The sequence below is a fragment of the Klebsiella sp. WOUb02 genome, assembly GCF_050058015.1.
Classification (GTDB): domain Bacteria; phylum Pseudomonadota; class Gammaproteobacteria; order Enterobacterales; family Enterobacteriaceae; genus Klebsiella.
Genome location: NZ_CP170111.1, coordinates 386,410 through 400,762 on the forward strand (window position 1 = coordinate 386,410; position 14,353 = coordinate 400,762).

Below are 14,353 nucleotides of genomic sequence, written 5' to 3' on the forward strand. Positions count from 1 at the left end.
TCATGCCGGGCCATGTCGCCTCACCTTTACAGCTCATAAAAACAATCCCCTCCCCCCACTTTCAGATAAACCAGGTATACGTAAATACATTATGTCAGGCATGGAGCATGCCCCATCAGGCTGATGAGGCATGGATTACCCGGGTCAAAATTGTGTTATTAATTCTTCCGCCAGCGCTTTCAGCGCAGGCTCATAACCGTACTGGAAAGCTTTTACACTGTCTTGACGGATTCGGCCCTTGCAGACGCCTTCGGCGTTGTACAAAATGAGTTGATTGCTGAGCGGAGCCATTTGTTGGGCTGCTGTACTTCTCAATTTTTTCAATTGTTTTGCATCAAAAAGGTTGAATTCCAAATCCAGGTGCCATCCGTCTCTGTCCAATAGCGGTGTAGCTGAATCTTGCGAGATTCTGGCTCTCGATGCAGCCGTTGCCGGTTGATCATTGCAAAAAACGCAGATGAATGGCGACAATCGAAACCAGGGAGAAAGCGATGAGCGTTTATTCTGCATTCCAATTCCTGTTGCAAGGATCGGCAGCAATTCTTCTGACAGTTACACTGATCCCTGATGCGACTCTGGCGCAAACGAGATGCCAGACGTCCGTCGGTGGGCCGGATATGCTGCGGCCCGGGGAAATACCGACAATGAATGCAAATAACGGCGCTCCGCCACCGTTGACCAGTGGCAAAAACATGTCGTGTCCGCCGTCCGGCGAAAACAAGTCGTTCAGGCTGGCCGGTGTGGTGTCCATCGGCGAAGGCGTGCGAAAATCGATCCATCAGGAGAAGATTTCATCAACGAAAGACGATGTGTCAGCGATCTATGCGTTCGATAAAGCCGAGGTCGTCCTTGATGCGCTGGATGTCACGACTAGCGGCAATGCTTCGTCTTTCGAAAATGCGAGTTTCCATGGCCTGAACGCCGGCGTTCTTGCCGCACGTGGGGCGTCCGTGATGATCAAAGGCGGCACGATTACCACGACAGGTGCAGCCGCAAACGGTGCATTTGCCGTCGACAATGGTTCCAGGATTGCGCTTAAAGGCGTCAAGGTCAGGGCAAGCGGTGAGAATGCCCATGGAGTGATGGTAGCGGGTGGTGGTGTCGCAATCATCGAAAACGGAGACATGTCTACAACCGGTAGCCGGAGTGCTGTCATTGCGACCGATCGCGGCGGTGGAGAAGTGACGGTTCGAGGAGGCAAATATAACACCACGGGGACGACGTCCCCGGTTCTTTACTCAACAGGAGCCATTCGTGTTAGCGATATTAAGGGGACTGCGGAGACTGCCGAAGCAATCGTCGTTGAAGGCTCGAACAGCGCGTCCGTCAGCAACTCCACCCTGCACTCGGGAAGAAATGGTGTGATGCTTTATCAAAGTTTTTCCGGCGATGCGAAAGGCATCGATGGAAAGCTGACGATCGACGGGGGGGAAATTTCTGTCGAGAGTGGTCCGCTCTTTTACATCACCAACTCGCGCGCGGACATTCGCCTCACGCGGGTCAAGTTGTCTGGGAAATCCGGTGATCTGATCACTGCATCGGCAGACCGTTGGGGCCTGAATGGCAGAAACGGAGGCAAAGTCGGAGTTGTCGCTGTCGACCAGAAATTACTCGGGCGTATAACGGCTGATGATATTAGCGATATATCTCTCCGGCTGGAGGGAAAATCACGTTTTATTGGGGCGACAAAAGGAAACGTCAGCATTTCGATCGCGTCCGGGTCTAGCTGGACTGTGACAGGAGATTCCCATGTCGAAAAACTGGACGTCGGTGGAAATCTTCTCGAACGTGTCCTCAGCAAAGGTCACATCGTCACCTATAGTACGAAACTCAATCAATGGGCGAAGGGGCGAGAAATTCGGCTGCGCGACGGTGGAAAACTCGTACCTCAGATGTATTAGTCGCGACCTGCTCTGACTCTGGACCCTGAAAGGTTGAAAGTTACCGGTTTTATTGAGGGAGTACCCGCAGCGGAGTGCTACATTCTGTAGTGGAACATTTAAGTATACCTAAATGCTACATTCTGGCGCGCCCAGCGATCTTGTCGGCGGATTCAAGTTCGAAGTGCAACGTTAAGCCGCCTTTCTTAACTCTGCAAAGACCACTGAAGGCTGGCGGAATTCGAGGCATTTTCGTGGCCTGCCGTTCAGTGCTCCCTGGTACTTGCGGAGCTCGTCATCCGTCACTGCTGTCAGGTCAGTTCCTTTGGGGATAAACTGCTCAACAGCCCATTGGTATTCTCATTTAGCCCACGTTCCCACGAAGCATAGGGGTGAGCGAAGCAGGTTTCCGTTTCCAGGGCCGCTGCGATCTCTTTGTGCTGAGTAAACTCCCTGCCATTGTCGAACGTGATGGTATGGCAGACATCTTTGTAGCGCTCAGGTGTGGCTTGCCATCCAGGCCGCGTCCCGGAAACGGACAATGCCCCTTCAGGACTGGCGCATGGCGATGAGCCGCTTTATTATCGAGTTCGGTGGCCGCCTGAACGGTCACTACTGAGAAAAGGCGAATTACACAGAATGGTGTACAGGGTCTCACGGGACGGTAATATCAGACCTTCTCAACATCTATGAGGTTTCTGCCATGCAAAAAATGACACTCACGGAGCTGCCTTATGACAATATGCCCTGTGAAGGGATTCATTATCATATCCTGAAACGCTGTCAGTACGGGCATACCGCATTGCTGCGCCTTGACGCCGGCTGCCGGTTACCCGCACAACGGCATCCGGGATGGGTCAAGCTGGTTGTGCTCACGGGCAGACTGGTCGTCAATGACCACTCCCTGCATTCTCATGACGTGCTGATGCTTCCGGCCGGGACGGTTTACACCGCGCATGCTGAAAACGATGTCCTCTGCCTTGCTGTTTCGGAGGCTGGACGGCGTGGAGCTGGTTTTGTGATGCTGTCGTCGTGGGGTAGTTGATATAATCATGATTAAAATCATCAGGATATACTAAAATAAGACAGGGAAAATCCGTTCTGCATGGAGGTCCGTATGCCGGAAACCATCTCTTCCGCTGACCCGGTGGTCACCGTGTCTGACACCGCAAAACCCGGGCTCAGCAAAAAGCAGCGCCGGACTTACCGCCGGTGGGGGCTGGTCCGTAAGGTCGCCGCCCTGCTCCCCCTGCTGTGGCCGGAATTCAGAAACGGGCAGTTCCGCCCCCTGAAAAGCGGTATCAGCGCGGACGTCCGCGCATGGATTGCCGCTAACCCGCAGGTCGGGCTCAGCGAGGAGGAATGGCAGCAGGCGGTGCGCTTTGTGGTCAGCCGGCTGGCGTACCTGCGCACGGTCACCGAAGGGACAGCCCGCGTGGACCTCAGCGGCGAGCCCGCCGGGACGGTCACCGCCTCCGAGGAGCAGCATGCCCGGCGCAACGTCGCTGCCATACGCGCCCGGTTTACAAAAAAACCGCCGCAGGACGGAAAATAACGTGTCCGTTGACTGTTCTCCGCCTGAAAAGCCCGAATCAGACCACTCTGCTGTGCCGGCCCCGGCAGAGCAGCTACACTTTTATGACAATCCCTACTGAACGAACCACAGGATATTTTCCGGCAGTGACACAGACTGAAAAAACCGGCCATCTGGCATGGTGCGCCCTCGTCGCGCTGGGTTTCGCCCGGCGGGACGGCACCCTGACCTCGCCCGCGCAGGAAAACCTGTTTCTTACCCGCTGGCTGGCCACCGCCCTGAAGCAGCGGCGCTTTTCCCGTGACGTCACCCCGGATATCGAATGGCTGCTCAGTCAGGGCCGGCTGTACGGCGTGCGGGCGAACCTGCCCGGGAAGCTGGATTATTTCTGGCGCGCCTGTAGCAGCGAACTCACGGAGCAGAATGACCTGTTCCGTCTGACGTATGCGGTGGAGACGGCGAAGGAGATGCAGTGGCAGTACCGGGTGCTCAGTGACCGCGAGTGGTCCGGCCGTCATGCCCTGCCCCTGAGTGAGGCGGTGAACGGGGTGTATCTGTTGTGCACGAATCTGGACGCGGCCTTTGACGAGGACGGTAACCAGACCGGGCCGCTGATGGCGCGCATCACCGGCAGTACAGAAGGACTGGTGGCGCTGCTGAGTTCCTGCGGCTGGCAGGCGGTGGCAGAAAATGACGCCCTGCCCCGGCAGTACCGGCTGACCGCCGGGCAGGAAAAAGGTCAGGACTAAAACACTCAGTGGCGCAGCTGCGACAGGTCGTCTTCGGACAGGCCGGTCATTTTCATCACCGTGCTGCGGTCCAGACCGTTGTCCAGCATCGTGCGGGCGATTTTCAAGGCCGCCACACGCTCCCCTTTTTCGATACCGCGCTGCTCGCCCAGCTGAATGCCTTCCTGACGCCCTTCGACACGGCCACGTTCAAGGCCCTTCTCGATGCCCTTCTGTTCCAGCTGCTGTGCAATTGTCATCAGTGTGTCCCCGTGCTGCGGCACCCGCTGTGCCAGTTGACGAACAAAGGCTTCGGCGTCGTCGGTCTCGCCGGCCTGTACCAGATAGTTTATCAGCGATATCAGCTGCTGTCCCGTGAGATGTCCGGTCAGCAGAACCGTGGCCAGCCGGTCGAGCAGGCCGGCCAGGTCACGCCGGTGAATGTGTTTCTGCAGCAGCGTCAGGGCGGCCATGCTGCGGTGGGTCATGATGTCGTCGTCCGGAATGACGGTGACGTCAACCAGCGGGAACGGCCCGGCATACAGCCTGTCCGGCCAGTGCCGGGTCGTCAAACTCATCCAGCCAGCGGGTGGAGTACGGGTACGGGCTGCGCTTCCCGGTGTAGAACAGCACCGGAATGACCAGCGGCAGCTTTTTATGCCCCGCATCGAGATGGCGCTGCATCGCGGCCACGGCATAGCGCAGCAGGCGGAAGGCCATGTGTTTGTCCGGCGAACTCTGGTGCTCAATCAGCACATGAATGTAGCCGTCGCCGGCGGTGGTCTTCAGGCTCCAGAGGACATCGCTGTAATAGGCCCGCAGGCTCTCCTCGACAAAGCTGCCGGATTCGAGTTTCAGGGTGCTGAGGTCGCAGACGGCGCGCAGCTCTGCCGGGAGGTGAATGGCGATAAAGTCCCGGGCGGTGTCGGGGTTTGTCAGGAAGGCCCTGAAGGCCGCGTCATGCGGCATCGGAGTGGATTTTTTCATGCGCCATTTCAGTCTGTTCAGAAAGGACCAGCTTACCACACCGGCCGGCGTGATTCAGCGACAGCAACTCCGGGAGAACTGCCAGGCGCAGGTAAGAGCCTATCCCAAAAGGAATTGCAGTATACTGCGTTACGGTAATTAAATCCGGTAAACCCCCGGCTTTGCCGGGGGACTCCGAAAGGTTTGACCTTTAAGTCAGTCGCGCGAATCTGAAATCTCCGCCAAGAGATGAGGATTCGTGATGAGAGACTATCAGAGCTTAAGCCATACGAAATGGGACTGTAAATATCACGTGGTTTATATCCCTAAACGCCGGAAGCAGCGGTTATATGGTGCGCTGCGGCATGAGTTGGGAAAAATATTCCACGAGCTTGCGAGCCAGAAGGGCTGTCAGATTCTGGAGGGGCATCTGATGCGCGATCATGTCCACATGTGCATCAGCATACCGCCAAAGTACTCGGTATCGACAGTAGTCGGCTATCTGAAGGGAAAAAGTGCGATAGCGATAGCACGACACTTCGGCAGAGGTAAAAACTTCACCGGTGAAGTTTTCTGGGCTCGAGGTTATTTCGTTTCAACCGTTGGTTTGGATGAAGCCACGGTCAGGGCGTACATACGCAACCAGGAGAGAGAAGACGAACGATACGATCAAATGAAACTGAACGTATAGCAGCCGCCCTGGGCGGCTCATGGTTTGTCGGCGCCTTTGAGGCGCTCACCCTAAAGCCTCCGGCTCTGCCGGAGGATACTTACTGATGAGGGAAAAGCATGGCAGGCATTAAATGGCAGATTAGCGATGAACTCTGGGAAAAAATGGCTCCACTGCTCCCGGAACACAAGACCAACCATCCGTTGAGCACGCATCGCAGGCGTGTTGATAATCGTGCCGCGATGAACGCCATTTTCTTCGTGCTCAGAACAGGGTGTCAGTGGAATGCGCTGAATGTGACAGGTATTTGCTCATCAAGCTCAGCCCATCGTCGTTTCCAGGAGTGGCGGGATGCCGGCGTTTTCGAGCGGTTCTGGCAGAACGGATTGCTGGCCTGTGAGAAGCCTGATGCCATTGACTGGTCATGGTTGTCGATGGATGGTTGCATGACAAAATCGCCGCTTTCAGGCTCAAAAAAACGGGGCGCAACCCCACTGACCGGGGAAAACAGGGAGTAAAACGCAGTCTGATGACCGATGGTAACGGTCTGCCACTCTCAGTCGTTGTCAGCGGAGCCAATACTCACGATATCCGGTTAGTTGCAGAGACGCCTGATGCACTTCAGACGGGCCGACCCGGTAAAAGGTTGAGACTGTGTATGGACAAAGGTTATGAAGCCGAATGGCTTGCGGCATATCTGAAGCTTCGTCGGCATGAACCTCATATACAGTCACGGAAAGAGGAGTCAGAAGCCCTCAGAACGACAGAATTTAAAGCGCACCGTAGGGTAGTGGAAAGAACGCATAGCTGGATGAACCGGTTCCGGCGGATACTGACGCGGTGGGAGAAAAAAGTCGGGAACTACGAAGCCATGCTGCATTTTGTCTGCGGTGTCATTGTCTGGAATAAGCACCTATTGGGATAGCCTCTAAGGCTGCGTCACGACCTGATTTTGAGATCTATTGGGTATAAGATGATTATTAATCAGGATTTCTTTAATCTGTGGAAAATCCTTAACGCCATCATTTTGAGTGAAATGACCACAGTTATGATAGCAATACAACTTACTATCAATGAGTTTACTAAGTCGGATGGTATGAAGAGGAGGAACAATGTCGTCATCACTGGAATATATAACCAGTTTATGTTGGATCCTTATTCTTAATCTCTCGTAGTCGAGCTTTTGTGCAACAAAAGAATCAACCTCTGGTATGTTTTTAATCCTGTCAACAAAACCAGCAACCAGGACTGTACCACCTATCGCAGTATCAGTATCGAGAGATGATAAGTAACGTAGAACCGCAATGCATCCGAGGCTATGGCCAATAAACAGCGTTTTTTCATCTGGCAATGGGACTACGTCCCTGAGTGTCCTGACCCAATATTCCGGGTGCGGATTTCGGGAACAGGGCATTAAAGGGATATTAATTTCATCAAAATAAGATGAAAAATCTTCTTTGATACTACGATACCAGTGATGTTTTGGAGTCGATGAAAATCCATGCACGATAACTAACTTATTGAAAGAAGACACAAACACCTCCCTGATGGCGGATTCAAGTTCGAAGTGCAACGCTAAGCCGCCTTTCTTAACTCTGCAAAGACCACTGAAGGCTGCCGGAATTCGAGGCATTTTCGTGGCCTGCTGTTCAGTGCTCCCTGGTACTTGCGGAGCTCATCATCCGTCACTGCTGTCAGGTCAGTTCCTTTGGGGATAAACTGCCTCAACAGCCCATTGGTATTCTCATTTAGCCCACGTTCCCACGAAGCATAGGGGTGAGCGAAGCAGGTTTCCGTTTCCAGGGCCGCTGCGATCTCTTTGTGCTGAGTAAACTCCCCGCCATTGTCGAACGTGATGGTATGGCAGACATCTTTGTAGCCGCTCAGCATCGAGATAATGGCTGTGGCCACTTCGCCTGAATCTTTCGAAAACACCTTTTTCGTCAGATAAATACGGCTTTTACGCTCGACCAGCGTCACGATGGCTCCGGTGCCTTGTTTACCCGGAACCAGAGCCGCTTCCCGGTCACCCGGTCGGGTACGAGCATCAACAACGGCCGGTCTCTGCTCGATGGATACGGCGTCAGGTATCGGACTTCGCTTTTTACCATAGCCTTTGCGATAGCGGCGTTTACCCTGCCGGAGGAGCCTGTATAGTTCGCCGCCACTGGCTTTATCAGCCTGAACATGCTGGTAAATCCACTCGTGACTAACCGGTCTGCCGATGATACGGCCAACGGCGCTGATCTGTACCGGACTCCACAGCCAGTTTAGCGCAGCCTCAACAAAGAAGACCGTATCCTCGTGCATCCTGCGTTTGCCGGCCCCTTTACGGCGGCTGGTACTGAGCTTCTGTGCTGCCGCTGGCTGGTAGCCATCTACAGAACGATTACGACGCAGTTCCCGCGAGACCGTTGATTTGCTGACGCCTGAGCGGCGGGCAATCTCTGCCTGACTCACTTTATCTTCACACAACAGGGCTATCTGGTATCGTAACCCTTCGGTTAGCTGCTGATATTTCATAGTGACTCGCTCATCTTTGGTCGGAAGAGCAGGATAGCTTATCGGCAGCTAACCGTCCCTCCATCCACATGACCGAGCGTTGCACTTATTATCTGAATTCGCGGATAACCGCTCCATTTAAGGAAGGTGCGATTAATTCGATGGGAACAATTTTTTCGCCCTGTCATCGTATCATAAATGAGCAAAAAACCACCAAAATCAGTGAAAACGATGGATGAGCGGCAATCATTGTAGTCATGAACAGAACTATGAATGATTAAATCGCACCTTCCTTAAGTAATGACAACATAAAATTTTTACAAAATTATGACCTTTTCTCGATAGCATCGTAGTCGGTACATGTGAACAGTATCCCAGTATCAGCCATGACCGGTATGCGCCGTTATGCACTATTGCTGATAGCGGTGGTAAAGATTTTTTCCAGCAAGGTCAACGCGCCCCGATAACCGATATAGCTCTTATTCAAGACAACTTCATAAGAGGCGGGAAACCCTACCTCCACGATATACCCCTGCAATTCCTTTGCCGTATCCCGCTCCCAGGTCGTCCCGAAAAGCAAGGGCGGCTTATGGCCGAAATTCACCGCTTGCAATGTTTTCCTCACCAAGTAGCCATCTTCGATAAAATCGACGTCCGAACGCACATCCTCGGCCAGATGTTCATACTCAGCGGCAATTTGCGCGCGGTACTTCTCCGGTACGTTATCTGTAATGATCTGTCTGCCCGGGATTAGCCCAAGTTGATTGACCAAGAATTTATTAAGGGCCAGATTATAGGCGCTGTCGCCGACGACGGCATAGGATGCCGGCAAACCCCACCAGTATTCGGCATAAAAATCCGTAAAGGCTTCCAGGTAATAATAATATTGCGCCTCTTCCTGGTGTATAAACAATTCCGATTCATTGTTGTCATTACCCGAGAATTCGACAACCTGGCGAAGAAACTCCGCCGATTGCCCGGCACCGATGGGTAAAATCGGGATATGCAGGTAAGGCTGCTGGTACTTTTTCTGCAAGTGAATTGCTGTTTGCAGACCCAGCCAAGGTGAAACCACCAGATTGAACTGGGCGTTCGGAATGGTTTTCCATTCCTCCACGCCGGCGGAGCCGCTGCCGAACAGAATATTCACCTGGAAGCCGGCCCCCTGCAGAAGACGCTTCAATTCCTGCAGGTCGCCGCGCCAGAAGGTATTCTGAAACGGCAGCTCCGACCAGACATTGATCAGCCCTTTGATTTTTTTCTCTTTATCCACGGCATATTTATCGACATATTGATCAATAATGGCTGCGGTGACGATTTCGTGGCCGATAAAATTGTTGCCTTTAAACCCACCGGTTTCGGCATACACGATCGGTACGCCCCGATCCTGGTATTTACCCACCACTGAAGCGACATCATCACCCACGATTTCACCGATGCAGCCGTTAAGGACCACGAACAAATCGCCGTCCATCATCTTCAGGGTCGCTTTAATAAGATTATCCAGGCGTTCCACCCCGCCGAAGATGACATCGTTTTCCCGCAAATTGGTACTGGGGGTAACGGCGCCGCCGGCATAACCGCCGCCCTGGAATCCATTGTAAAAACCCAAGGCCATATATTGTTTATCCACGCATCCTGGTCCGCAGTGAGCGATGGGAATAGCACCCGGGATAGCATCCACCGAATGTATGGCGCCTAGCGCACAGCCATAGCGTACCTGGCTGATTGAATTGGTTTGCTCACAAACGATCTCCACCATAAATACGCTCCTCTAATCGTCGATTAATTCCGGATGCCGCGCCAATATATAAGGGTCCTGTTGGTCCAACCACCATTTTTTATAAGGAAGCTTGACGTGCTTTTTAATATCGTCATGAAATTTTTTGTGCGCCATAATATCTAGGATGGATTCCCCCAGATTGATCATTCCCTGATAGCCGATGGCGATATGCTCATCTCCCAGCGGGGCCGCCGGAATACCCAAGCGCGAGGCCAATGGTGCGAGTCCGTTATGCCGGATCAACAGGAAATCCGGTTTAACCTGCTGCAAAAAACCATAGAGCTGATACTGCTGGCGATTACTAACCTGGAAATGATTTACATCGCCATAATTCTCGGTCAAATGTCCCAGGGAATCTTCCCGGACATCCCCGCTGTCATAGACCGGGTCATGATGGAATACCAGCGATCCGTCGACACTGACGCCCAACTCCCGCAAGACCTGAATCAACCCATGGGAATAAGCGGAACCCGTCGCTACATAACCTTTGATGCCCTTGAGTTTTTCCTTTAATTCCGCAATTCGCGGGGCGACGCGCGCATGTTCGGCAGCGATATAGTCTTCAGCCAGTGCTTCCCGGTGCGTGACCTTGCCGATTTCCCGAAGCCAGGCATCCGTGCCGACAAAACCGTACGGCATGGGCGCTTTTATTTCCGGCACACCGAAATGCTGCTCCAGCGCCGCAGCCATATACGATGAAAGCGTATAGCAAAAACCCACCGTGGCCGCGGCGGCAGATAATTGCGCCAAATCATCCACCGAGGCCAAATCAATGACGTAATTGACCCGCAAATTGAGCTTCGCCAGCATCGGCGTAAAGATATCCGACCCCCAGAGGTTGATGACATTGACCAGGTCCTCTTGCTTGGGGGGATTGACCTTGACTATCTGGCGTAAGATCCCATGCTGCACCGCGTCGAAACCGGTGCTCCAATGCTTAGAGCGAAAGCCTTCGCACGCCAGGGGGAGAACCGGGATGCCGTATTCCTCTTCCTTTTCCTTGGCGACGCTTTCCATATCCTCGCCTATAATGCCGGTGGCGCAGGAGGACGAAAGAAAGACCGCTTTGGGCTGATAGCGTGCCATCGCGTCATCTATCGATTGCCGCAGTTTATCCGACGCGCCGAAGACCAAATCATCTTCCAGCAAATTGGTGACGATACACCGGATGTTTTCCACCGCGTGCCCGCGCATGGCAAGCCCGTTGCGGTACAGCGAATTATAGGGAACCTGGCCCGCCCCGCAGCCTATGGGGGCATGCTGGATAAGCACCGCATCGCGAACATGACCCGCCTGGCATTCGACCATCTGCTCGCTGCACACCGAACCCTGGGAAAACGGCCCCTCTAATTCGCATAACCGGCAACTGCCCTTGCCAGGGCCGCCGCCACAGCCTCTCGCCTCGAAATCGGATTGCCGGCGCAGCTCGCAGGCGGTGCCTGACCATGCAATAATGGTCCCCAAACGCTGCTCGCGGTTCTCTACTTCCACCATATCTAGATTAATCTTCTTAGGCATACCGAGTCCCTCGTGAATCTCTTTGCCATCAACGAGCAGTTTCTTGCCGCGGCCAGCGCGGAAGGCCTCTCAGGCGCTAATCTTCTTCCAAGGCGGCGATCAGGCCATATTCCTTGAAAATCTCTTCCAAACGATCCTGCGTCATGGGCGTCGGGATGGAGAATCGGGTATTGGCTTCAATTTTCTTCGCCAGCCCCCGGTATTCATCGGCCTGCGGGGTAGCCGGCCGATATTCAATGACTGTCTTACGATTGATTTCCGCCCGCTGTACGATATTGTCGCGCGGCACAAAATAGATGAGATTAGTATTGATCTCCTCGGCAAAGGCCTGGAGTAATTCAATTTCGCCATCTACCTGACGGCTGTTGCAAATAATACCGCCTAACCTCACATCACCTTTTTTTGCATACTTTTCGATGCCTTTGGCGATATTATTTGCGGCATAAAGGGACATCATCTCACCGCTGGCGACAATATAGATCTCCTTGGCCTTGCCTTCGCGAATCGGCATGGCGAAACCACCGCAAACGACATCGCCCAACACATCATAAAAGACATAATCCAAATCTTCCGTATAGGCTCCCAAGCGCTCCAAAAGCCCGATGGAAGTGATGATGCCCCGCCCGGCGCAACCGACGCCCGGCTCCGGACCACCGGATTCCACGCAGCGCGTTCCCTGGAATCCTCTCTTCATGATGCGTTCTAGCGCCACCACCCCGGAGCCCACCTCACGCAAGGTGTCCAATACGGTTTTCTGCGCTAGGCCTCCCAGTAAAAGCCGGGTCGAATCCGCTTTAGGATCGCAACCCACCACCAGAACCTGTTTGCCAAGTTCAGCAAGCCCCGCCGTCAGGTTTTGCGTGGTCGTCGATTTGCCGATACCGCCTTTGCCGTAAATCGCAATCTGTCTTAAGGTGTGTTCCGACATATATGAATTCCCCATTTAATTTACCCACGGTAATGCTCCCGAATACAATAAAAGAGTTTCAAGTCTAAGGATTTCTTTCCGGAATCAAACTGCTCAATCCGCATATTCATATGTGAAATATACACATAACCTTTGCGTGCTTTTGAGTGTTTTTTTGAAAAATTGACATACACACGAATTCGGAAAATTGTCGGCCGCAGTTAATATCAGGTAAGCTTGATTATATCAAGAAAACGATATATCGACCTGATCACATTATGAGGACTTGAATCCGCCGTTTAGCCAAATACATAGGATTTATCCCAGTAGGATATTTTATTTGCCATTTTGGCCGCAGGCAGTGGCTCACAATCCTCATGTACTGCGTGTACGCTCCGGTTTTTCTGCACTGTCCGTGGCCAAACTGGCTGCATCAATCTACGCCAACTGGGATTGGTTCATAGTATGAAATTTACAATCCATATTCTTTTAAGTCAGTTAACAAATAACCCCGCCTATGTTGTTCTGATTGCCTCACTCTTCGACTATTACGGATATATTATGGCATCCTTAAAATTTGAAACATTGCAACTCCATGCTGGCCAGGAACCCGACTCCACTACCGGCGCACGGGCCGTGCCTATCTATCAGACGACATCCTATGCCTTCGAGAACGCCCAGCAGGGCGCGGATCGGTTTTCATTGCGGGAATTCGGCAATATCTATACCCGGATTCAAAATCCCACCAACGATGTGTTTGAAAAGCGTATTGCCGCTTTGGAAGGGGGCGTTGCCGCGCTGTCGGTGGCCTCCGGCCAGGCCGCGCAATTTATCGCGTTGAACAACATCCTCAAGACCGGCGATAATTTCGTCACATCGCCCTCGCTATACGGCGGGACCTGGGCGCAATTCCAGCACTCATTCAAACGCTTAGGCGTGGAAACCCGCTTTGCCAAAGATGATAATGTTGACAGTTTCGAGCGCCTGATTGATGAAAACACCAAGGCCCTTTACCTCGAAACCATCGGTAACCCGAGCCTGGGTTTCCCGGATTTCGATCATTTTGCCGAATTGGCGCAGAAATACAGCTTACCCCTGGTGGTCGATAATACCTTTGCCGCCGGGGGGTATCTTTTCCGGCCGCTGGAGCATGGTGCGCACGTGGTGGTGGAATCCGCCACCAAGTGGATTGGCGGCCATGGCAACAGCATCGGCGGCGTGATAGTGGATGGCGGCAACTACCCGTGGGGCAATGGAAAATTCCCACAATTCTCCACGCCATCAGAGGCTTACCATGGCCTGGTTTATAACGCTGTCTTCGGCCCGGGCAGCGAATTCGGCAATATTCAGTTTATCATCCGCGCCAGGGTCGAGGGCCTGCGCGATTTCGGCCCGGCGCTGTCGCCATTCAATGCCTTCCTGCTGTTGCAAGGGCTAGAGACCCTCTCCTTGCGGGTAGAACGTCATGTGGATAATGCGCTGGAACTGGCCTGCTGGCTGGAAAAACATTCAGAAGTGGCGAGCGTGAACTATCCGGGATTACCCTCCAGCCCCGCTTACGATATTGCCCATAAATACCTGAAAAGAGGATTCGGTGGCGTGCTGACCTTCGAAATCAACGGCGACAAAGCACGCGCCGGCCGTTTTATCGACAACCTGCGGCTGATTACCCATCTGGCGAATGTGGGCGACGCGAAGACCTTGATTATCCAGCCGTCGGCCACGACCCATCAACAGTTGAGCGATGCGCAGCAGATATCCGCCGGCGTGACGCCGGCCGGGCTACGGATTTCGGTAGGCATCGAGCATATTGATGATCTGAAGTCAGATATCGAACAGGCTTTTAAGGCCAGCAAATAGCCCGG

The 14,353-nt window shown here is 53.3% G+C and carries 13 protein-coding genes and 2 pseudogenes; 7 read left to right on the top strand and 8 right to left on the bottom strand.

Annotation, left to right across the window (positions count from 1 at the left end; genetic code table 11):
• Nucleotides 1-144: 144 nt before the first annotated feature.
• Nucleotides 145-510, bottom strand: coding sequence for a hypothetical protein (locus ABOC21_RS29960; RefSeq protein ID WP_426815698.1), 366 nt, complete (start codon nt 508-510; stop codon nt 145-147).
• Between ABOC21_RS29960 and ABOC21_RS29965 the strand changes: the two genes are divergently transcribed.
• Nucleotides 492-1,901, top strand: a complete 1,410-nt coding sequence (locus ABOC21_RS29965; RefSeq protein WP_426815699.1) for a hypothetical protein — start codon at nt 492-494, stop codon at nt 1,899-1,901. The genes ABOC21_RS29960 and ABOC21_RS29965 overlap by 19 nt on opposite strands.
• Before the next feature lie 171 nt (nt 1,902-2,072).
• On the opposite strand, the pseudogene ABOC21_RS29970 reads toward ABOC21_RS29965, so the two are convergent.
• Nucleotides 2,073-2,374, bottom strand: a pseudogene (locus tag ABOC21_RS29970) (IS30 family transposase); the annotation flags it as partial.
• Nucleotides 2,375-2,583: 209 nt separating this feature from the next.
• On the opposite strand from ABOC21_RS29970, the gene ABOC21_RS29975 reads away from it, so the two are divergent.
• The 3 genes from ABOC21_RS29975 (at nt 2,584) to ABOC21_RS29985 (ending at nt 4,163) form a co-directional block, all read left to right on the top strand.
• Complete coding sequence (locus tag ABOC21_RS29975; protein WP_426815700.1) at nt 2,584-2,925, top strand: cupin domain-containing protein; 342 nt, start codon at nt 2,584-2,586, stop codon at nt 2,923-2,925.
• Between the two features lie 72 nt (nt 2,926-2,997).
• Nucleotides 2,998-3,435 (top strand): ProQ/FINO family protein, encoded by a 438-nt coding sequence (locus ABOC21_RS29980; protein ID WP_426815701.1) that lies wholly within the window; start codon nt 2,998-3,000, stop codon nt 3,433-3,435.
• A 125-nt stretch (nt 3,436-3,560) separates the two neighbouring features.
• Nucleotides 3,561-4,163, top strand: coding sequence for a DUF2913 family protein (locus ABOC21_RS29985; RefSeq protein ID WP_426815702.1), 603 nt, complete (start codon nt 3,561-3,563; stop codon nt 4,161-4,163).
• Between the two features lie 5 nt (nt 4,164-4,168).
• Here the strand turns inward: ABOC21_RS29985 and ABOC21_RS29990 are convergent.
• Nucleotides 4,169-5,129: pseudogene (locus ABOC21_RS29990) on the bottom strand (Rpn family recombination-promoting nuclease/putative transposase).
• A gap of 241 nt (nt 5,130-5,370) precedes the next feature.
• Between ABOC21_RS29990 and tnpA the strand changes: the two are divergent.
• Nucleotides 5,371-5,799, top strand: coding sequence for an IS200/IS605 family transposase (tnpA, locus tag ABOC21_RS29995; RefSeq protein ID WP_426812394.1), 429 nt, complete (start codon nt 5,371-5,373; stop codon nt 5,797-5,799).
• Between the two features lie 98 nt (nt 5,800-5,897).
• Nucleotides 5,898-6,703 (top strand): IS5 family transposase gene (locus ABOC21_RS30000; RefSeq protein WP_426815703.1). Its coding sequence is split into 2 segments (ribosomal slippage): nt 5,898-6,248 and nt 6,251-6,703, totalling 804 coding nucleotides; the frame shifts between segments, so codons are not numbered across the junction.
• A 3-nt stretch (nt 6,704-6,706) separates the two neighbouring features.
• Here ABOC21_RS30000 and ABOC21_RS30005 read toward each other — a convergent pair.
• The 5 genes from ABOC21_RS30005 to nifH all read right to left on the bottom strand — a co-directional run bounded on the left by ABOC21_RS30005 (nt 6,707) and on the right by nifH (nt 12,509).
• Nucleotides 6,707-7,411, bottom strand: a complete 705-nt coding sequence (locus ABOC21_RS30005; protein WP_426815704.1) for an RBBP9/YdeN family alpha/beta hydrolase — start codon at nt 7,409-7,411, stop codon at nt 6,707-6,709.
• Entirely contained in the window at nt 7,354-8,301 is a 948-nt protein-coding gene (locus tag ABOC21_RS30010; RefSeq protein ID WP_426815705.1) for an IS30 family transposase, read from the bottom strand. Before ABOC21_RS30010 ends, ABOC21_RS30005 begins: the two co-directional genes overlap by 58 nt.
• 382 nt (nt 8,302-8,683) lie before the next feature.
• The gene (locus ABOC21_RS30015; protein WP_426815706.1) at nt 8,684-10,042 is read right to left on the bottom strand and encodes a nitrogenase component 1; all 1,359 of its coding nucleotides are present in this window, start codon (nt 10,040-10,042) and stop codon (nt 8,684-8,686) included.
• A gap of 12 nt (nt 10,043-10,054) precedes the next feature.
• Nucleotides 10,055-11,581: a nitrogenase component 1 gene (locus ABOC21_RS30020; RefSeq protein ID WP_426815707.1), complete on the bottom strand. Its 1,527-nt coding sequence runs from the start codon at nt 11,579-11,581 to the stop codon at nt 10,055-10,057.
• Between the two features lie 76 nt (nt 11,582-11,657).
• Nucleotides 11,658-12,509 carry a nitrogenase iron protein gene (nifH, locus tag ABOC21_RS30025; protein WP_426815708.1) on the bottom strand — a complete coding sequence of 284 codons (852 nt, stop codon included), beginning with the start codon at nt 12,507-12,509 and terminating at the stop codon, nt 11,658-11,660.
• A gap of 540 nt (nt 12,510-13,049) precedes the next feature.
• On the opposite strand from nifH, the gene ABOC21_RS30030 reads away from it, so the two are divergent.
• On the top strand, nt 13,050-14,348 hold the full coding sequence (locus tag ABOC21_RS30030) for an O-acetylhomoserine aminocarboxypropyltransferase/cysteine synthase family protein (protein ID WP_426815872.1): 1,299 nt from the start codon (nt 13,050-13,052) through the stop codon (nt 14,346-14,348).
• Nucleotides 14,349-14,353 lie beyond the last annotated feature (5 nt).